This window comes from Bradyrhizobium sp. CCBAU 53338, from assembly GCF_015291665.1.
Classification (GTDB): domain Bacteria; phylum Pseudomonadota; class Alphaproteobacteria; order Rhizobiales; family Xanthobacteraceae; genus Bradyrhizobium.
This window is the reverse complement of record NZ_CP030048.1, coordinates 5,832,785-5,850,993: the sequence shown is the minus strand read 5'-3', so window position 1 is coordinate 5,850,993 and position 18,209 is coordinate 5,832,785. Positions and strand designations below refer to the sequence as shown.

18 protein-coding genes are annotated in these 18,209 nt (G+C 64.7%); 9 read left to right on the top strand and 9 right to left on the bottom strand.

Going from position 1 to position 18,209, the window contains the following annotated elements; genetic code table 11:
- Positions 1-6 precede the first annotated feature (6 nt).
- From XH90_RS27385 to XH90_RS27360, 6 genes are all read left to right on the top strand, one after another.
- Positions 7-1,092: an ABC transporter ATP-binding protein gene (locus XH90_RS27385; RefSeq protein WP_194477402.1), complete on the top strand. Its 1,086-nt coding sequence runs from the start codon at positions 7-9 to the stop codon at positions 1,090-1,092.
- On the top strand, positions 1,092-1,994 hold the full coding sequence (locus XH90_RS27380; protein WP_194477401.1) for a carbohydrate ABC transporter permease: 903 nt from the start codon (positions 1,092-1,094) through the stop codon (positions 1,992-1,994). The genes XH90_RS27385 and XH90_RS27380 overlap by 1 nt, the downstream gene beginning before the upstream one ends.
- Entirely contained in the window at positions 1,994-2,800 is an 807-nt protein-coding gene (locus tag XH90_RS27375) for a carbohydrate ABC transporter permease (protein ID WP_194477400.1), read from the top strand. The genes XH90_RS27380 and XH90_RS27375 overlap by 1 nt, the downstream gene beginning before the upstream one ends.
- A gap of 9 nt (positions 2,801-2,809) precedes the next feature.
- Positions 2,810-3,139, top strand: a complete 330-nt coding sequence (locus XH90_RS27370) for a DUF2160 domain-containing protein (protein WP_194477399.1) — start codon at positions 2,810-2,812, stop codon at positions 3,137-3,139.
- Between the two features lie 76 nt (positions 3,140-3,215).
- Positions 3,216-4,997: an ABC transporter substrate-binding protein gene (locus XH90_RS27365; protein WP_194477398.1), complete on the top strand. Its 1,782-nt coding sequence runs from the start codon at positions 3,216-3,218 to the stop codon at positions 4,995-4,997.
- A gap of 183 nt (positions 4,998-5,180) precedes the next feature.
- Positions 5,181-5,891 carry a hypothetical protein gene (locus tag XH90_RS27360; RefSeq protein ID WP_194477397.1) on the top strand — a complete coding sequence of 237 codons (711 nt, stop codon included), beginning with the start codon at positions 5,181-5,183 and terminating at the stop codon, positions 5,889-5,891.
- Here XH90_RS27360 and XH90_RS27355 read toward each other — a convergent pair.
- The 7 genes from XH90_RS27355 to XH90_RS27325 all read right to left on the bottom strand — a co-directional run bounded on the left by XH90_RS27355 (position 5,880) and on the right by XH90_RS27325 (position 14,226).
- Positions 5,880-6,686: a lipopolysaccharide assembly protein LapB gene (locus XH90_RS27355; protein ID WP_194477396.1), complete on the bottom strand. Its 807-nt coding sequence runs from the start codon at positions 6,684-6,686 to the stop codon at positions 5,880-5,882. The genes XH90_RS27360 and XH90_RS27355 overlap by 12 nt on opposite strands.
- A 123-nt stretch (positions 6,687-6,809) precedes the next feature.
- Positions 6,810-7,910 (bottom strand): alkene reductase, encoded by a 1,101-nt coding sequence (locus tag XH90_RS27350; RefSeq protein ID WP_194477395.1) that lies wholly within the window; start codon positions 7,908-7,910, stop codon positions 6,810-6,812.
- A 179-nt stretch (positions 7,911-8,089) separates the two neighbouring features.
- Entirely contained in the window at positions 8,090-8,593 is a 504-nt protein-coding gene (locus XH90_RS27345) for a DUF1993 family protein (RefSeq protein WP_194477394.1), read from the bottom strand.
- A gap of 108 nt (positions 8,594-8,701) precedes the next feature.
- Positions 8,702-10,012 (bottom strand): lytic murein transglycosylase, encoded by a 1,311-nt coding sequence (locus XH90_RS27340; RefSeq protein WP_194477393.1) that lies wholly within the window; start codon positions 10,010-10,012, stop codon positions 8,702-8,704.
- A gap of 120 nt (positions 10,013-10,132) precedes the next feature.
- Positions 10,133-10,921 carry a L,D-transpeptidase gene (locus tag XH90_RS27335; RefSeq protein WP_194477392.1) on the bottom strand — a complete coding sequence of 263 codons (789 nt, stop codon included), beginning with the start codon at positions 10,919-10,921 and terminating at the stop codon, positions 10,133-10,135.
- A gap of 102 nt (positions 10,922-11,023) precedes the next feature.
- A complete protein-coding gene (locus tag XH90_RS27330; RefSeq protein WP_194477391.1) occupies positions 11,024-12,964 on the bottom strand; it encodes a glycosyltransferase in 1,941 nt (646 codons plus the stop codon).
- Positions 12,961-14,226: an HlyD family secretion protein gene (locus tag XH90_RS27325; protein ID WP_246755601.1), complete on the bottom strand. Its 1,266-nt coding sequence runs from the start codon at positions 14,224-14,226 to the stop codon at positions 12,961-12,963. The genes XH90_RS27330 and XH90_RS27325 overlap by 4 nt, the downstream gene beginning before the upstream one ends.
- A gap of 365 nt (positions 14,227-14,591) precedes the next feature.
- Here XH90_RS27325 and htpX point away from each other — a divergent pair, with 365 nt between their 5' ends.
- Positions 14,592-15,551, top strand: coding sequence for a zinc metalloprotease HtpX (gene htpX, locus XH90_RS27320; protein WP_194477389.1), 960 nt, complete (start codon positions 14,592-14,594; stop codon positions 15,549-15,551).
- Between the two features lie 135 nt (positions 15,552-15,686).
- Entirely contained in the window at positions 15,687-16,328 is a 642-nt protein-coding gene (locus tag XH90_RS27315; RefSeq protein ID WP_194477388.1) for a tetratricopeptide repeat protein, read from the top strand.
- Between the two features lie 31 nt (positions 16,329-16,359).
- Here XH90_RS27315 and XH90_RS27310 read toward each other — a convergent pair whose 3' ends face one another.
- Positions 16,360-16,707, bottom strand: coding sequence for a hypothetical protein (locus tag XH90_RS27310; RefSeq protein ID WP_194477387.1), 348 nt, complete (start codon positions 16,705-16,707; stop codon positions 16,360-16,362).
- 160 nt (positions 16,708-16,867) lie between these two features.
- Positions 16,868-17,680: a hypothetical protein gene (locus XH90_RS27305; RefSeq protein WP_194477386.1), complete on the bottom strand. Its 813-nt coding sequence runs from the start codon at positions 17,678-17,680 to the stop codon at positions 16,868-16,870.
- A 229-nt stretch (positions 17,681-17,909) separates the two neighbouring features.
- On the opposite strand from XH90_RS27305, the gene XH90_RS27300 reads away from it, so the two are divergent.
- Positions 17,910-18,203, top strand: coding sequence for an antibiotic biosynthesis monooxygenase (locus tag XH90_RS27300; RefSeq protein WP_014497428.1), 294 nt, complete (start codon positions 17,910-17,912; stop codon positions 18,201-18,203).
- The last annotated feature ends 6 nt before the right edge of the window (positions 18,204-18,209 follow it).

Sequence of the window (18,209 nt, the reverse complement as noted above, 5' to 3'; positions counted from 1 at the left end):
TGCGATATGGCCCGCATTGACCTCGTCGATCTCGCCCATTCCTACGGCGGCAACGATGCGCCACAGGAAACCTTTGCGCTGAAGCCGGTGACCATGACCTGGCGGCAGGGCGGCGCCTATGCGCTGCTCGGCCCGTCCGGCTGCGGCAAGACCACGCTGCTCAACGTCATCTCCGGCATCATCACGCCGTCGCGCGGGAAAATCCTGTTCGACGGCCAGGACATCACACCGCTGTCAACCCAGAAGCGCAACATCGCCCAGGTGTTCCAGTTTCCGGTGATCTACGACACCATGACGGTGGGGCAGAACCTGGCGTTTCCGCTGAAGAACCGCGGTGTGCCGAAGGCCGAGATCGACAGGCGCGTCGCCGAGATCGGCCGCCTGCTCGACCTCGAACCCTATCTGAATCGCAAGGCGACCCGGCTGACGGCCGATGCCAAGCAGAAGATCTCGCTCGGCCGCGGTCTCGTCCGCTCCGACGTCGCCGCCGTGCTGTTCGACGAGCCGCTGACGGTGATCGATCCCGAATTGAAATGGCAGCTTCGCTCCAAGCTCAAGGCGCTGCATCGCGAGCTCGACCTCACGATGATCTACGTCACCCACGACCAGACCGAAGCGCTGACCTTCGCCGACACCGTCGTCGTCATGCATGACGGGCGCGTGGTGCAGAGCGGCACGCCGGCGGAGCTGTTCGACAAGCCCGCCCACACCTTCGTCGGCTATTTCATCGGCTCGCCCGGCATGAACATCCTGCCGGCCGAGGTGAGGGGGCGCGAAGCCAAGGTCGACGGCCATGTCATCGCGCTGAACCGCAGCTACGACAACCTTCCGGCCGGTGCCAAGATCGAGATCGGTGTGCGCCCGGAGTTTGTGGACGCGGTTGCGCCCGGGCCCGGCGTGCTCACTGCGAAAATCGAGCGGATCGACGACCTCGGCCGAATCCGCTTCGCGCGCGTGCGCATCGGCGAGGCCAAGATCGCGGCGCGCGCGCCGGCGGGCTTCACCAGCTCCGACGGCAATGCCGGGCTGAAATTCGATCCCGCGCACGTCCACGTCTATGCCGACAGCCTTCTGGTGGAAGGAGCCGCCTGATGGACAAGACCGTCAACCAAAAAGCCTGGTTCCTGGTGCTGCCGGTGTTCCTGGTCGTCGCCTTCTCGGCGGTGCTGCCGCTGATGACGGTGGTGAACTATTCGATGCAGGACACCTTCGGCAACAACCAGTTCTTCTGGAACGGCGTCGGCTGGTTCAAGGAACTGCTCGATCCCTCGACCGATCTCGGCGGCCGCTTCCTGGCCTCGCTCGGCCGCAATCTCTTCTTCTCGCTGGTGATCCTCGCCATCGAGGTGCCGCTCGGCATCGTCGTCGCGCTGTCGATGCCGCGTCAGGGCTGGACCGTCGCCGCCTGCCTCGTCACGCTCGCGCTGCCGCTGTTGATTCCGTGGAACGTGGTCGGCACGATCTGGCAGATTTTCGGCCGGCCCGACATCGGCCTGCTCGGCTATGTCCTCAACCATATCGGGCTCGACTACAACTACGTCTCCAACGATGTCGATGCCTGGGTCACCGTCATCGTGATGGACGTCTGGCACTGGACCAGCCTCGTCGCGCTGCTCTGCTATGCCGGGCTGAAGTCGATCCCGGAGGCCTACTATCAGGCAGCCCAGATCGACGGCGCCTCGCGCTGGGCCGTATTCAAGGCGATCCAGCTGCCGAAGATGAACCGCGTGCTGCTGATCGCGGTGCTGCTGCGCTTCATGGACAGCTTCATGATCTACACCGAGCCGTTCGTCGTCACCGGCGGCGGCCCCGGCAACTCGACCACCTTCGTGTCGATCGAGCTCGTCAAGATCGCGCTCGGCCAGTTCGACCTCGGCAAGGCCGCGGCGCTCTCGCTGGTCTACAACCTGATCATCCTGATCGTTTGCTGGATCTTCTACACCGTCATGACCAACGCCGGCAACGAACGCAAACCCCAGGAAGGAGCCGCGTGATGCACTCGATCCCCGGCCGCCGCTTCATCATGGGGCTGTTCCTGATCTTCCTGATGTTGCCGATCTACTGGCTCGTCAACATGAGCTTCAAGACCAACGGCGAGATCATCTCGACGATGACGCTGTGGCCTCATGCGCCGACGCTGCAGCACTACAGGCGCATCTTCACCGACGAGAGCTGGTATTCCGGCTATATCAATTCGCTGGAATACGTCGTCATCAATACCGTCATCTCGATCTCCGTGGCGCTGCCGGCGGCCTACGCGTTTTCGCGCTACCGGTTCCTCGGCGACAAGCACCTGTTCTTCTGGCTGCTGTCGAACCGCATGGCGCCGGCCGCGGTCTATGCGCTGCCGTTCTTCAATCTCTATTCGGCGATCGGGTTGTTCGATACGCCCTGGGCCGTTGCGCTCGCGCACTGCATTTTCAACGTGCCGCTGGCGGTATGGATTCTCGAAGGCTTCGTCTCCGGCGTGCCGCGCGAGATCGACGAGACCGCCTTCCTCGATGGCTATTCGTTCCCGCGCTTCTTCATCAAGATCCTGGTGCCCCTGATCGCGAGCGGCATCGGCGTCGCCGCGTTCTTCTGCTTCATGTTCTCGTGGGTCGAGCTGCTGCTGGCGCGCACGCTGACCTCGGTCAACGCCAAGCCGATCGCTGCGGTCATGACGCGAACGGTCTCGGCGGCGGGCATGGACTGGGGCCTGCTCGCGGCTGCCGGCGTGCTCACGATCATCCCGGGCGCGCTCGTGATCTGGTTCGTCCGCAACTACATCGCGCGCGGCTTCGCGCTCGGCCGGGTCTAGGAGGTTTTCATGGACTCCATCGCATGGATGGCCTGGACGCTGCCGACCGCGATTTTCTTCGTGGCGCTGGCGTGCACGCTGGCCGTCATGACCTGGCTCGCGGCCGCCTATCCCGAGGCCGAACGCGTCGGGATCCTGCGCATCCCGACCACGCGTGGCGACCGCCTGTTCATTTCGCTGATCGTGGCTGCCGTCATCCACCTGGTCTGGATCGGCTTCGTCGGTACCGATCCGATCGCGACGCTTCCGATCGGAGAGGAAGGATTTGAGCTGACGAGCCTATGGCTCGCAACCGTGATTTCGCTTGCCTCGGGCGTGGTGATCTTTCGCACCGTCTGAGGCAGGCGAGAAAGAGCAGATCCGGGGTCTACCCGGGCCTGGATTTTAGTTTTGTCGCTTCAACCGGAGGAAACTAATGCGACACTTGAGAACGACCAAGGACAGTCTTCTGACCATGACCAGCGCCGTCGCGCTGATCGCGGCCTCGATGACGATCGCCGCGCCGGCGCGCGCGGACGAAGCCGCCGCCAAGAAGTGGATCGACAGCGAATTCCAGCCGTCGACCCTGTCGAAGGACGACGCATTGAAGGAAATGCAGTGGTTCATCAAGGCCGCTGAACCCTTCAAGGGCATGGAGATCAACGTCGTCTCCGAGACGCTGACCACGCATGAATACGAATCCCGCACGCTCGCGAAGGCGTTCGAGGAGATCACCGGCATCAAGGTCAAGCACGACATCATCCAGGAAGGTGACGTCGTCGAGAAGATCCAGACCCAGATGCAGTCCGGCAAGAACGTTTATGACGGCTGGATCAACGACTCCGACTTCATCGGAACGCACTTCCGTTACGGCCAGGCGGTCGACCTGACCGACTGGATGGCGAAGGACGGCAAGGACGTCACGGACCCGATGCTCGACGTCAACGACTTCATCGGCAAGTCGTTCACGACCGCGCCGAACGGTCACCTCTACCAGTTGCCTGACCAGCAGTTCGCGAACCTGTATTGGTTCCGGTACGACTGGTTCACCAACCCGGACTACAAGGCCAAGTTCAAGGCCAAGTACGGCTACGATCTCGGCGTTCCCGTGAACTGGTCGGCCTATGAGGATATCGCCGAGTTCTTCACCAACGACATCAAGGAGATCAACGGCGTCCGCGTCTATGGTCACATGGATTACGGCAAGAAGGATCCCTCGCTCGGATGGCGGTTCACCGACGCCTGGCTGTCGATGGCCGGCAACGGCGACAAGGGCATCCCGAACGGCCTGCCGGTCGACGAATGGGGCATCCGCATGGAAGGCTGCCGTCCGGTCGGCTCGTCGGTCGAGCGTGGCGGCGACGTCAACGGCCCGGCGGCGGTCTACTCGATCGTCAAGTATCTCGACTGGATGAAGAAGTATGCTCCGCCGCAGGCTCAGGGCATGACCTTCTCCGAATCGGGTCCGGTGCCGTCGCAGGGCAACATCGCCCAGCAGATCTTCTGGTACACCGCCTTCACCGCCGACATGGTGAAGCCCGGCCTGCCCGTGATGAACGCGGACGGTACGCCGAAGTGGCGTATGGCTCCGTCGCCGCACGGCTCCTACTGGAAGGACGGCATGAAGCTCGGCTACCAGGACGTGGGATCGGCGACCTTGCTGAAGTCGACCCCGCTCGATCGCCGCAAGGCTGCCTGGCTGTATCTCCAGTTCATCGTCTCCAAGACGGTGTCGCTGAAGAAGAGCCATGTCGGTCTGACCTTCATCCGCGAATCCGACATCTGGGACAAGTCCTTCACGGAACGCGCGCCGAAGCTCGGCGGCCTGATCGAGTTCTACCGTTCGCCCGCGCGCGTGCAGTGGACGCCGACCGGCAACAACGTGCCTGACTATCCGAAGCTTGCTCAGCTGTGGTGGCAGAACATCGGCGATGCGTCGTCCGGTGCGAAGACGCCGCAGGCGGCGATGGATGCGCTGGCTGCCGCTCAGGACTCGGTGATGGAGCGTCTCGAGAAGTCGGGCGTGCAGGGTGCCTGCGGACCGAAGCTCAACCCGAAGAAGACGGCTGAGTTCTGGTACGACAAGTCGGCCAAGGACGGCAACATCGCTCCGCAGCGCAAGCTGGCGAACGAGAAGCCGAAGGGCGAAACCGTCGACTACGACACGCTGATCAAGTCGTGGCCGGCCAGCCCGCCCAAGCGCGCCGACGCGAAGTAATTCGCCGACGTCATCATGGCCGGGTTCATCCTGGCCATCCATGAGAGCAGGAGGCCGGGAGCAATCCCGGCCTTTTGTCGTGTTGTCCTCTTGCCTTATCGGCGGTGGTGATCTGAATTGCCGAGATCTGACCTTCATTAGGTCCGACCTTCAATGGGTCCGATCCAGAAGCGAGCGTTTGCCATGCGCATGATCTTCCGTTGCGATCCAAAGCTGGCCGGTCATCTGGTGCGGCCGTTCCCGGCGCGCACGGCCTTGCCCGACTGGCTGCGGGCGATGCCCGCGACGGCGCATTCGCAGATCCACGGCCGCGACATCCGCACGGTCAAGCAATGCCCGCCCTTCGTGGATGCGATGGCGTATGGGGTCATGATTCCGCTGCCGTGCGACGTCGGGATCCGGGGCGGCGAATTTTCCTGGGATTGGGACATCCCGGAGCCGGAGACTGCGGGGCATCCGCGCGCACCGCTCAGCTTCCATCCGGTTGCACAATTTGCCGAGGCACCGTTCTCGAACGGACGGTCCGCGCTCAAATTCAACAGTTTCTGGACCATCGAGCTCGAGCCCGGCTGGTCCCTGTTCGCGACACATCCCGTCAACCGCGACGACCTGCCGTTTCGGCTCGTCTCGGGCCTGGTCGACGCGGACCGGTTTCACGACGGCGGCATCAATTTTCCAGCCGTCTGGATCAAGCCCGATTTTTCAGGCGTCCTGAAGAAAGGGACACCGATTGCGCAGTGCTTTGCCGTTCCGCGCCAGGCGCCCGAACTCGTGTTCGAGCCGTTCGACGCGGCGCACCAGCAATCCTATGCCAGGGTCGTCGCCGAGGTGCTGGCTGCGCCCAACGTCTACCGCAAGCAGTTTCGCGCCAAGCGCGGGCGCCTAACCCGATAGCGCACGCCGCAGGGCGTCCTCGTCGAGCCATAGCCGCCCGTGAGAGGCGGAGGTCAAAGCCATCGCGATGGAGCCGAACAGCTGCGGGCGCAGGCGATAGGCCTTGCCGAATGCATCCATGGCGGCATCCATGTCTCCGACCTCCTGGAGTGAGATACCGAGATTGAGCGCGGCTTCGGCATGGTCGGGCTTGAGCGCGAACGCCTTGCGGTAAGCATCTGCTGCACCGTCGTGGTCTCGCAAATCCTGTCGCGCGAGGCCGAGATTGAACCACACCGAAGCCGGTGCGTCGGTCGCAGTCGCCTGCGCGAGCAGGGTTGCGGCGGTGGCGGGATCGCCGTCCTCCCATGCCATCCTGCCAAGCTGCGCCGTCGCTTCCTGATGGCCAGGGATGACCTTGAGGATCGCCTGCCAGGCGCCGCGTGCCTGATCTCGCAGCCCTGCCATATCGAGTGTCCGGGCCTTCTCGACGAACATCTCGCGCTGCGGACTGATGGCGATCGCGGCATCGAGATGCACGAGCGCGGCGTCGAACTGGCCTTCGGTTCGCTCGATACGGGCGGCCAGCAGCCGCGCCGGCGCGTTGTTCGGTCGCTTGGCAAGACTGACGTCGATATGGGCGCGAGCCGGGACGATGACGCCTCTGGAGAACAACACGGCGGCCAGCAGATGATGCAACACCGGATCGCCGGGATCGCGGGCAAGGCCCTGTTCGCACAGACGCTGCGCCTCATCAGGCTTGCCCGAATTGACCGCTGCAGCCGCGCGGCGAACGAGTGTCTGGGTGTCATCCATCGCCGCATTAGAGCAAGGATGCCAGGTCACAGCAATATCGCTGGGGTGGTTGCATCCAGCAACGAAAGGCCGGGAGCGATCCCGGCCTTTTTGTTAGTTCGCGTTGCTGCGCAAGCAGCAGGTTTATTCCGCCGGCTCGGCCGCGAGCGCCGGGTAATCCGTGTATCCCTTCGCGCCACCGCCGTAGAACGTGTTCTTGTCCCAATCGTTCAGCGCCGCGCCCTTTTTCAGGCGCTCCACCAGGTCGGGATTGGAGATGAACGGCTTGCCGAAAGCGATCAGGTCGGCCGCGTTCGCATCCAGCACCTTGGTGGCGAGATCGAAATCGTAGCCGTTGTTGGCGATGTAGGCGCCCGAGAAGCGCTTGCGCAAGGATCCATAGTCGAACGGCGCGAAATCGCGCGGACCGCCGGTGGCGCCTTCGACGACGTGGAGATAGACGAGCTTCAAGGCGTTGAGGCCGTCGGTGATGTGATCGAACAGCGCCTGCGGGTTGGAATCCACGATGTCGTTGGCGGGCGTCACCGGCGAGATGCGGATGCCGGTGCGGTCGGCGCCGGCTTCCGCGACGACGGCCTTGGAGACTTCCAGCATCAGCTTGGCGCGGTTCTCGATCGAGCCGCCATAGGCGTCGGTGCGCTTGTTGGCGCCGTCCTTGGCGAACTGGTCGAGCAGATAGCCGTTGGCGCCGTGGATCTCGACGCCGTCGAAGCCGGCCTCCAGCGCGTTCTTCGTGGCGCGCTTGAAGTCGTCGATGATCCCGGGAATTTCGGAGAGCTCGAGCGCGCGGGGCTCGGAGACGTCGGCGAACGTGCCGTTGACGAAGGTCTTGCCCTTGGCGCGGATCGCGCTCGGAGCGACGGGAGCTACGCCATTCGCCTGGAGGTCGACATGCGAGATGCGGCCGACATGCCAGAGCTGGATGAAGATCCTGCCGCCACGCTCATGCACCTTGTCGGTGACCTTGCGCCACCCCGCGACCTGCTCCTTCGAGTAGATGCCGGGGGTGTCCTGGTAGCCCTGGCCTTGCTGAGAGACCTGGCTCGCCTCGGTGATCAGGAGGCCTGCGGACGCGCGCTGACCGTAATACTCGGCGGCGAGCGGCGAGGGGACGAAGGTGCCGGGCGCGGCGCGGTTACGCGTCAGCGGGGCCATCACCAGGCGGTTGGCCAGCGTGATCGGGCCGAGCTTGTAGGTCTCGAACAATTTGGTCGAACGGCTCATTGGGGTGCTTCCAGGAGTTAAGAGGTCCGGAACACTTGTGCATTGCGACATCGAGCGCAAGGGACGAGCCATACGGAAAGTGCAGGCGAGCTGCGCGGCAGGCTCCGCGCAGCATAATTCATGCGCATCGTTCGCCGCGGCGGCGTGATTTCGCTGCCGCGGCCGTGCGATTGCGCAAATCAGCTCATGCCGAGGAAATCGCGCTTGCCGATCTCGACGCCGTTGTGGCGCAGGATGCCGTGCGCTGTGGCGGCATGGAAATAGAAGTTCGGCAGCGATACCGAGCTGAAGAATTGCTGGCCCTTCAAAGTCACGGTCCGGTCGGGACCAGCAGGGAACGTGACGTCCTTGGTATCGGCGCCCTCGAATTGTTCGGGCTTGAACGATTTCACGAAGTCGATGGTCTTCGCCAGCCGCTGCTTCAATTCCGCGAAGCTGGTTTCGGTGTCCGGCATGGAGGGCACGTCGGTATGCGTGAGCCGTGCACAGCCCTTGGCCGAAAAGTCGCTGACGAGCTGGATCTGCTTCGACAGCGGCAGCATGTCCGGGAAGAGGCGCGAGCCGAGCAGCACGCTCGGATCGATCTTTTTGGCTGCGCAATGCGCCTCGGCCTTGGTGAGCAGGCCGGTCAGGCTGTTCAGCATTTGCAAGTAGGCGGGGACGACGGCGTCGTAGAAGGACATGTGATGCTCGCTTCAATGGTGGGAATCTCAGGAGGAAACCTGAGCCACTCACATGGGAGCGTCATGGAATAATACAATTGCGAAAACGGCCTGTGCGGTGCGAAAATTCTACCGGACCGTCGCCTGCGGCTGCGCCTGTGCCGTGCCGCCACGCATGCGCGCCAGCAGCTCGGCGGTCGGCCAGGAATCGGCCGGCAGGCCGTACTTGATCTGCATCGCCTTCACGGCGGCGCGGCTCTGCTGGCCCAGCACGCCATCGACCTTGCCGACGTTGAAACCGGCCTGAACCAGCTGCTGCTGCAATTGCTTGAGTTCGTTGAACGGCAGCTGAGTTACCTGGCCTGTCGGCTTGCGCATCGGGGCTGCGCCCGCTATGCGCGTGGCCAGATAGCCCGCGGTGGTCGAATAGATCAGCGAGTTATTCCACTCGGTGTATGCCGCGAAATTCTGGTAGGCCATGAAGGCCGGTCCAAAGCGTCCCATCGGCAGCAGCACGGAGCTCGCGAGATTGTCGTTTGGCAGCGGCCGGCCGTCGGGATAGGTGACGCCGAACTGCGCCCATTTCGAGCGCGGCAGCTGCACGCTGAGGTCGGTCTGATCCCATGGCAGGTTCTGCGGCACCTTGATCTCTTCCAGCCACGGCTCGCCGCGCCGCCACTTCAAGCCGTTGGCGATGTAGTTCGCGGTCGAGCCGATCACGTCGTCCTCGCTGCGCAGGAGGTCGCGCCGCCCGTCGCCGTCATAGTCGACCGCGTAGTTGACGTAATGCGTCGGCAGGAATTGCGTCTGGCCGAGCTCGCCGGCCCAGGAGCCGATCATCTCGTCGGGCGTGAGATCGCCGCGATCGATGATCTTCAGCGCGGCGATGGTCTCGTTCACGAACATCTCCGAGCGCCGGCAGTCATAGGCAAGCGACACCAGCGATCTCAGCGTCGGCAGATTGCCCATGTTGGCGCCGAAGTCGCTCTCCAGGCCCCAGAATGCCGCGATCACCGCCGGCGGCACGCCATATTCCCTCTCGGCGCGCGCGAATGCCGATGCGTGTCGCCTGATGTGCTGCTGGCCGTTCTGCATGCGGTAGGGCGCGGCCATGCGGCCGGCGAATTCGGTGAAGATCTGGCCGAACACGCGCTGACCGCGGTCGCGGTTGACGATGCCCTGGTCGTAGACGAGGTAGGGCGAAGCCTCCGCTATCGTTCGCTGCGACACGCCCGCGGCGACCGCCTGCTGTTTCACCTCGGCCAGGAAGCGGTCGAAATTCGCTCCATTGTGGCACGACGCCGAACGCGGCGAGGGTGTGCTGGCCTTCGGCGCCGTCGCCTTGGGGGCTGCGGGCCTTGCGGGAGCGAACTGGGCTGATGCGGGAATGGAGAACGCTGCGAGGGTAGCGGCCGCGATCGCAAATCGGGTCAGGAGCATAGGGGTTCCGGCGGCGGACAGGCGTGGATTCGTCCGAAGTCTAGGGGAAGTGGCGGCCGCAAACCATCCCCTCGAGGCCACGCCGGCTCCTCGGTTGAAGACCGAGCGCAAAGGATCAAGTTACTGGGCTTCGGCAATCTTCGGTCCGGGCGACGGCATCCGTGTGTTGGACGCCGAGGATCGGGCCGAGGCCGGAAGCACGATCACTTTCGCTCCGACTTTCACCCGCTCATAGAGGTCCACGACGTCCTCGTTGGTCAGCCGGATACAGCCGGACGACACCCGCTTGCCGATCGTATCTGGCTTGTTGGTCCCGTGAATTCGATATTCGGTCTCGCCCAGATACATCGCCCGGGCGCCGAGCGGGTTGGTGGGACCGCCTGCCATGAACCGCGGCAGATAAGGCTGGCGCACAAGCATCTCCGGAGGCGGACGCCAATCCGGCCATTCCGTCTTGCGGGCCACAGTCTGTTCACCGGACCATGAAAAACCTTCGCGGCCGACACCGATCCCGTAACGCATTGCCTGCGCGTCGTTCAGCACGAAATAGAGGAACGTGTTCCTGGTATCGATGATCACGGTGCCCGGCGTCTGGTGGCTGGCGTAGTCAACCACCTGCCGGACGAATGCTCCGGGGCCATCGACGGCTTTTGGTGGTTCGACCAGAGGCGCCGGGGCCGGACTCGGAGCCGGGGCCGGCGCCGCCGCGTGAACCGGTGTTGCCACGTAAACCGGAGACGACGATGCCTGGGCCTCGTGCACCGACGCCTTTCGCATCGGCTGAACGGTCGCCGGGTGAGACAGCAAACCGTACCCCACTGCCGCGGCGGCTACGGCGCCGATCGCAACTCTCCCCGCCATTGGCAGTGCGAGCGTCTCTGCCTTTCTGCGTTTGGCTCGCTTAGCCATGTCGTACTCCAGGTCACTCTGCCTGGAAGAGGTACCCAGCAAGTTTTAACAAAGTTCGAAACGCCCGGAGCGGAACCACTAAACGCCGTTGGCCACCCCCGCCTAGCCAAACAGCCGCATCAGCAGCGCTTTTCCGACCGGGAGCGCCCGGACACCCCGATAGGCCCGCACATATTCGCCGGCATAGAACGCCCTGATGGCGTGCACACGCGTGTCCATGCCCTCCTCGAAGCGCACCGCGAATCCATCGGGGGTGCGGCGGACCACGATTGCGGCGATCGACCGGCCGTAGATGCGGCATTCGATCGTGCTGCCGGGGAGCGGTGGATCGGGGTCGATCAGCCGCGCGCCGGTAATGGAGATGTCGGCAAGCCGCGCAAGATGCGACTTGCCGTCCTGGCGCAGCAGGACGGCCTCGTTGCGATCGAACCGCTCCGCCTTGCGCTTGCGCGGCTGCTCGATGCAGACGAAGCAAACCACCGCAAGGATGAACGCGTTGTAGAGGCTCCAGGCCAGCGCCAGTCCGCCATAGGCGATGTTCTCGCCCCGCAGATGCAGGATGAAGGCATAGGCGACGGCAGCGAGCGTGACGAGGAGCGTGCTGCCGTAGAGCCGCAGCAGCGGCCATTCGACAAATCGTCTGTCGCGGTCGCCGCCTTTCGCCGTGACCTTGAATTTGTGTCCCTTCGGCTTCAACAGGCCGGCCGCCACCGCCTTGAGCACGGCGGGCGCGGCGATCAGTTGCGAGACATCCGTCATCATCGCCAGCGAGCGGCCGCGCGACAGCCAGGCCATGGTGAGCCCGTGCCAGACATAGAACGGCAGGAAGAAGCGCAATAGTTCGGTGAGGTCCGCCTGCACCGCCTTGATGCCGAACAGCAGGAATAGCCAAGGCACGACGAGGCCCGCGACTTTCGAGGTGTAGACGGCGGACCAGCTCATGAAGGCGTCGACCAGCGAAAGCCGGTCGATGAAGGAGAGCTTTGACGTTCGTGACAACGGACCGCTGCGGCCGCGGATGATCTGCATGAAGCCGAGGCACCAGCGGGCGCGCTGGGTGATGTATTCCTTCAATCCCTCCGGCGCGAGCCCGATCGTCAGCCGCTCGTTGAGGTAGATCGTGGTGAGGCCGTATTCCTTCAGGCGCAGCGTGACGAGATAGTCTTCGGTGACGGAGTCGGTCGGAAAGCCCCGGATCTGCACCAGCCCGGCATAGCGAATGAGAGACGAGGTGCCGCAACAGAAGGCAACGCCCCAGGCGTCCTTCGCCGGCATCAGGATGTCGAAGAAGAAGCGCTGCTCGTCCGGCCAGACGTCGGTCGCGGCGAGGTTGGTCTGGATCGGATCGGGATTGATGAAGTGCTGCGGCGTCTGCACCACGCCGACCGTGGGATCGTCCATCAGCGAGATGGTGCGCGCGAGGAAGTCGGGCCGCGGCACGAAGTCGGCATCGAGAATGGCGACGAAGTCCGGTCGCTCCGGCAGCGCGCCGACATGCCTGAGGGCATGATTGATGTTGCCGGCCTTGGCGTGGTGATTGTCGGGCCGCGTGAGATAGTGACAGTTGAGTTCGCTCGCGAGCCGCCGCAACCACGGTCGCCGGCCGTCGTCCAGCACCCAGACGCGATAGTTGCCGTATTCCATGCCGGTCGCGCCGATGATGGTGCGCTCGAGGATCGAACGCTCCTCGTTGTAGGTGCAGATGAAGACATCGATCAGCGGTGCGCCTGGATCGGTGGTGCGGCCGTCGATCCCGGCCGCCTTGGTGCGGTCGATCGTCCGGCTCAGGAACAGCAGTGACAGGGCGACGGCGACCAGCGATGCCGCCTCGAGCAGCATGAAGGGATAACCGATCGCGGCATCCGCGGTCAGGTGCGGTGGCGGCAGTGTCGATGTGAGGCGCCAGTGGAGATACCGGAGCAGCAAAGCCACCGACACGATGGCGAGGAACGCGCGCGCCTGCGTGCTGTCGCGCCGCAGCAGCGGCACGATCGCCATGAAGGCGCCGAGCGTCAGCAGGCCCGGCGTGAGTGCCGTCGTCACGGCGCGCTCTCGCGCTGCTCGAACACGACACGGCCGGTGCGTCCCACGGCACAGGCGTGCGAGGCGGCATCGCGCGGCGCCACGGTGACGCGATAGGGCTCCTTGCTCAGCGCGTCAGGATTGATGGCAAGATTGGCGGGCGCACCGGCGGCACCAGTCAGATTGATCACGGTGCCGGGGATCGGCGCGCCGTCGTCGTTCGGCTCGAAGGTGGCGCGGTCGCCGAGCTGCAAGCGGTTGTAGACGCTCTCGGTGACATTGGCGGTGATGACGGCGCCACTGCAATCGAGCACCTTGAGCAGAGGCTGACCGGCCTGCACGTCCTCGCCGGGCGAGGTCATCATCTCCCAGACGCGGCCTGCGACGGGGGTCGTGATGTTGGCCTCGGAGAGGTCGGCGAAGCGGACCTCCTCGACGATGATCTCGTTGGCGAGCCAGGCGATCTCGGTGTCGGTGCGTGCGAGATCGGCTTCGAGATCGCCGGCACGCTGGCGCATCTCCTCCTCGCGCTGCACCGAGCTTGGCCGGTCGTTATAGCTGTCGCCGAGGAACGAGCCGTTCTGTGCCGCGGCAAGCTCGACCTTGGCGGCGTCCAGCCGCTTGCGCGCGCCGAGCTCGGTCTGCTGCGACACCGAGAGCTCGCGCGTCAGCCGCGCCAGCTCCACGGTCGAGACATTGCCCGACTTCGCCAGCGAGGATGCGCGGTCGACCGCGGCGCTGGCCTCGTCCCGCCGTGCGGTCGCCGCCTCGATCGAGGTCTGGATCTCCGCGATGCGGGCCTCCAACTGGAGCACGCGTCCGTCGCGGAATTGCGAAGCCTGCCGCGCCAGATCCTTTTGTGCCGATTGGGCCGAGGCCAGCTTGGCGGCCAGGCTCGGCCGCTCGTTCTCGAGACGCGATTTCTGTCGGCGGAGATCGTCGAGCCGTGTGCGATCGCCGCGCGAATTCACGACGCGCAGGACCACGGTTCCGGCATCGAGCCTGGCCTGGTCGGTGACGTGCTGGGCCGCGGACACACGCCCGCCGATCGGCGTGCGCAGCGTGACGAGGCGGGAGTTCAGCACCGCCTCGACGCTGGAGTTTTCCCAGATCGCACGCAGCGGCAGCCAGCCGAACACGGCGATGATGGCAAGCCCGATGGCAATCTTGGCGCCGCGCCGCAGATGCGGCCAGCGGCGCGTGGTTTCCGGTGGCGTCTGGGTTTCGGGCGCATGGCCGGACTCGTCATTGGCAAACAGCTGCTCGTGCAATGCCTCCTGCAAGCCCTTCGCATCATTCCTTGTATCCTGAGGCGAGGAAACTGATCCTGGGTCGACGGAAGCGGCGCGCGAGCGGTCTGCCATGACGGTCACCTTGCGACGGGGGGCCAATGGAACCGGTCAATGCGCAAGGGCCGCGCAGCGTGCCCGGTTACCGCGGATTTAGCCGATGCTGCGCTTTCCAGGTTGCTAAGCGTCCGCGCGCGTTTTGGCGCAAATCCCGGTCAAGCTTTAGCGACGCGCGAAAGGCTGGCGGATGACCCACTTATCTGCGGCCCGGCGACGCACGAACCTTGCAGCGGCGCGCGGCGTTCATACCTCGAGGACGCCGGCCAGAGGCTTGCCCGCGGCCGCCTTGGGAGACGGTCATGAACTATCTGCGTACCGCGATGCTTCTCGCAGGGCTCACCGCCCTGTTCATGGGCGTGGGCTATCTGATCGGCGGCGCCTCAGGCGCCATGATCGCGCTGGTCATTGCCGCCGCGACCAATCTCTTCACCTACTGGAACTCCGACCGTGCGGTGCTGTCGATGTACGGCGCCCATGAGGTCGATCGTCGAAGCGCGCCGGAGCTGGTCGGGCTCGTCGCCGAGCTTGCGAGCCGCGCGGGCCTTCCGATGCCGCGCGTGTTCGTGATGGACGAGGCGCAGCCCAACGCATTCGCGACCGGCCGCAATCCCGAGAACGCCGCGGTCGCCGTGACCGTCGGCCTGATGAACCAGCTCAGCCGCGAGGAGCTTGCCGGCGTGATCGCGCATGAGCTCGCGCATATCAAGAATCACGACACGCTGCTCATGACCATCACCGCGACCATCGCCGGCGCGATCTCCATGCTGGCTCAATTCGGCATGTTCTTCGGCGGTCACCGCGACAACAACAACGGCCCGGGCATCGTCGGCTCGATCCTGATGATGATCCTGGCGCCGCTCGGCGCCATGCTGGTGCAGATGGCGATCAGCCGCACCCGCGAATACGCCGCCGACAATCTCGGTGCGCGCATCGCGGGCCAGCCGATGTGGCTGGCATCGGCGCTGGTCAAGATCGAGAGCGCCGCGCACCAGGTGCCGAACTATGACGCCGAGCGAAATCCCGCGACGGCGCACATGTTCATCATCAACCCGCTATCGGGCCATGGCGTCGACAATCTCTTCGCCACCCATCCGTCGACGCAGAACCGCATTGCCGCGCTCCAGCAACTTGCGGCCGAGCTCGGCGCGCATGCGGCGCCGTCGGTCGGCGCCAACGAGAACTATCCGCCGCGGGGCCCGTGGGGCCGCTCGTCCTCGCAAGGACCATCGCGTGGTCCTTCGCGGGGTCCTTGGGGCTGATACGGAGCCGGCTGGATTTTGCCTGGCTTTGTGACCTGGCGCACAGAGCTCCGGTTCGGCCGGTGTTAACAGCTAACCGAGAGTGTTCCTTCGAAAGGGGATGCGTGGCCGGCCCGTCGCCGGTCGCCGTCGAAGATGACCAGAGCCGCCGTGCCATTGTTGATCGTCCTGGGCGTGGCCATTGGCCTGTCCACGCATACGGTCGTGAATTGCGGCGATGAGGACGAGCCGGACATCTGCTCAGCCGTGATCGGCTTCTCGCCGTTGCGCGGCTCTCTGATCGCTTTCGCCTATGAGGGGCGCGGGCGGATCGCGCTGCGCCACGGCCACAACCGCCGGGCGATCGCCGATTTCAACGAGGCCATCCACCTCAATCCCAACCGTGCTTCACTCTATCGCGACCGCGCGCAGGCCTACCGGCAGAACGGCGATCTGGACCTTGCGATCGCCGATTATGACGAGGCGATCGCGCTCGATCCCAAGCCTGCCGCGCCCTATCACCAGCGCGGCCTCGCGCTCGCCGCTAAGGGCGATCTCGACCGCGCGATCCTGAGCTACAGCACGGCGGTCCGGCTCGACCCCGCCGACGCGCAGGCGCGCCTCGACCGCGGTCTTGCGTTCCTCGCCCGCGGCCAGGCCGTCGATGCCCGCGCCGATTTCGAGGCGGCCCTTGCGCTGCCTCCCGGCAAGGACGATCGGACACGTAGCGCCGCGCGCGCAAAGCTCGCCGAGCTCGCGCACGCCGAGTCGACCGAGGTCTCCACGCCGCGGCGGTGAACGTTCGTCGCTTCTTCGGGAGGGGTGACGACTATTTGGCCTTCTTGGCCTTCTTGGCCTTTGCAGCCTTCTTTGCCTGCTTGTCCTTGGCCGGCTTCTCCGCCTTCACCTCGATGGGTGTGCTGGCGGCCAGCCGCATGGCGCGGGCGTAGCTGTCGGCGACGTTGTCGGCGGACATCTGGAGGCGCCTCGCGGCGGCGGTGGCCTGCTCCATGGTGGCCTTGGCCATCATTTTGAAGCGGGTGCCGGTCTCCTTGCCCTTGGCCTTGGCCGCAAGGCCGTTGAAACGATCCCGCCGCTGCTTGGCGCGGGACATCAGGCCCGTATGCAGCTGTCTGGCCAGTTGCCGGATCACGACATCCAGGTCGGCGTCCGCCATGTCTTCTATCCTCTTCGAAACAGTCCCAATCGATGCGGCGGGACTATGCAGATCGGGCCCTCCCTTGGCAATTCCTGCCGGGCCGTCATCCGCAGCTTCGAGTCCCCCAAAACAAAAAAGCCGCGCGTTTCGCGCGGCTTCTTGAGGGCTTGCTGCCGCCTCATTTCAGCGAGGCAACCGGTCCGCTCGAGTTGGCCGATGGATCGGGATCGAAGCCGAACACGCCGACCAGGTATTTGTAATAGTCGGGCATCTTCTCCTTGAGCGCCTCGCGGGTCTTCGGATCCTGGTAGTCGCTCTTGCCGGCGAGGAAGATGCTGGCCGTCACGGCGAAGAACTCCATGTGATTCTTCATCGCATAGGCTTCCTTGGGCAGCAGATCCTTGGACTTGGCATAGGCGTAATAGCTGATCACGCCCTTGTTGGCGTAGCCGTCCGGCAGCAGCCGCGCGTGATAGGCGTGCAGCATCTCGTGGAGCAGCACGGCCTCCTTCTCGTAACGCATCATATCCGGCCGGACCATGATCACGCCGAGCCCGGAATCGACCGCGAGGTCGACCGCGTTCGGATTGGTCCAGCGCTGCTGGTCGTGGTCCCACACCGTCAAGGTGCGCGGCGTCGTGCGCTGGACGTCCGGCGTGACCCGGCCGTAGCACGCGGTCGCAGCGCCTTCGTCGAGGCAGGCCAGTTCGCTGGCGATGATCGGAACGGTGCGGAAGAAGCGCATCACGCGCGGCGAGAGGCCGGCGGCCTCCACGACGTCGATCTGGCGCTTGAGATTGTCGGTGAGCTTGTCGAGGTCCTTGCGATCGGACGCCTCCGACACGTCGAACATGTAGCCGCGATAGCTCTGGAAGCCGGGCGGCAGCGATTTCGCGGCATCCGCTGATGCGACGTCGAGCGAGCCGGCGTAGGACGGATTGGCGAACAGCGCGCCGACGATGGTCGCGGTCAGCAGCAACGCAATGCGCATGATGAACCCCCTGATGTCACTTCGCGCGGCAGGATAGGCTGCCGTTGTTTGCGAAAAGTGAGTGGGGCGAGACTAAGGCACCGATGTTGAGGCGTGCTTAATCCTTGGTTGCAGATCGCGGCAGCGGGTTAGGGCAGGGTTAACCAAGCCGTAGATCGGCGGCGCGCTTCGGCGTAACATCATCCCTCGGGCACCCCATGCCCCACATCGATAGCCGGAGGAGGATGCCATGTATGCCGCCATCCGTCAGGCCAAGGCGAAGAGCGGAAGCGCCGAAGAGCTGGCGCGCCGCATCAAGGACGGCGCCGTTCCGATCATCAGCGACGTCGACGGCTTCAGGGCCTACTACGTGGTCTATGCCGGCGACGACACCGTGACCGCGATCTCCATCTTCGACAAGTTCGAGCAGGCCGAGGAGGCGAACAGGCGCGCCATCGCCTGGATCGAGAAGGATCTCGGCCCGTTGCTGGCAGGGCATGCCAGCGCCGCCGCGGGGCCGGTGATCGTGCATACGCTGGCGTGAGGCCTT

Bases quoted from the DNA above. Each gene is read 5' to 3' on its own strand.
- XH90_RS27385 (WP_194477402.1), top strand. From the start codon at position 7: ATGGCCCGCATTGACCTCGTCGATCTCGCCCATTCCTACGGCGGCAAC.
- XH90_RS27380 (WP_194477401.1), top strand. From the start codon at position 1,092: ATGGACAAGACCGTCAACCAAAAAGCCTGGTTCCTGGTGCTGCCGGTG.
- XH90_RS27375 (WP_194477400.1), top strand. From the start codon at position 1,994: ATGCACTCGATCCCCGGCCGCCGCTTCATCATGGGGCTGTTCCTGATC.
- XH90_RS27370 (WP_194477399.1), top strand. From the start codon at position 2,810: ATGGACTCCATCGCATGGATGGCCTGGACGCTGCCGACCGCGATTTTC.
- XH90_RS27365 (WP_194477398.1), top strand. From the start codon at position 3,216: ATGCGACACTTGAGAACGACCAAGGACAGTCTTCTGACCATGACCAGC.
- XH90_RS27360 (WP_194477397.1), top strand. From the start codon at position 5,181: ATGCGCATGATCTTCCGTTGCGATCCAAAGCTGGCCGGTCATCTGGTG.
- XH90_RS27355 (WP_194477396.1), bottom strand. From the start codon at position 6,686: ATGGATGACACCCAGACACTCGTTCGCCGCGCGGCTGCAGCGGTCAAT.
- XH90_RS27350 (WP_194477395.1), bottom strand. From the start codon at position 7,910: ATGAGCCGTTCGACCAAATTGTTCGAGACCTACAAGCTCGGCCCGATC.
- XH90_RS27345 (WP_194477394.1), bottom strand. From the start codon at position 8,593: ATGTCCTTCTACGACGCCGTCGTCCCCGCCTACTTGCAAATGCTGAAC.
- XH90_RS27340 (WP_194477393.1), bottom strand. From the start codon at position 10,012: ATGCTCCTGACCCGATTTGCGATCGCGGCCGCTACCCTCGCAGCGTTC.
- XH90_RS27335 (WP_194477392.1), bottom strand. From the start codon at position 10,921: ATGGCTAAGCGAGCCAAACGCAGAAAGGCAGAGACGCTCGCACTGCCA.
- htpX (WP_194477389.1), top strand. From the start codon at position 14,592: ATGAACTATCTGCGTACCGCGATGCTTCTCGCAGGGCTCACCGCCCTG.
- XH90_RS27315 (WP_194477388.1), top strand. From the start codon at position 15,687: ATGACCAGAGCCGCCGTGCCATTGTTGATCGTCCTGGGCGTGGCCATT.
- XH90_RS27310 (WP_194477387.1), bottom strand. From the start codon at position 16,707: ATGGCGGACGCCGACCTGGATGTCGTGATCCGGCAACTGGCCAGACAG.
- XH90_RS27305 (WP_194477386.1), bottom strand. From the start codon at position 17,680: ATGCGCATTGCGTTGCTGCTGACCGCGACCATCGTCGGCGCGCTGTTC.
- XH90_RS27300 (WP_014497428.1), top strand. From the start codon at position 17,910: ATGTATGCCGCCATCCGTCAGGCCAAGGCGAAGAGCGGAAGCGCCGAA.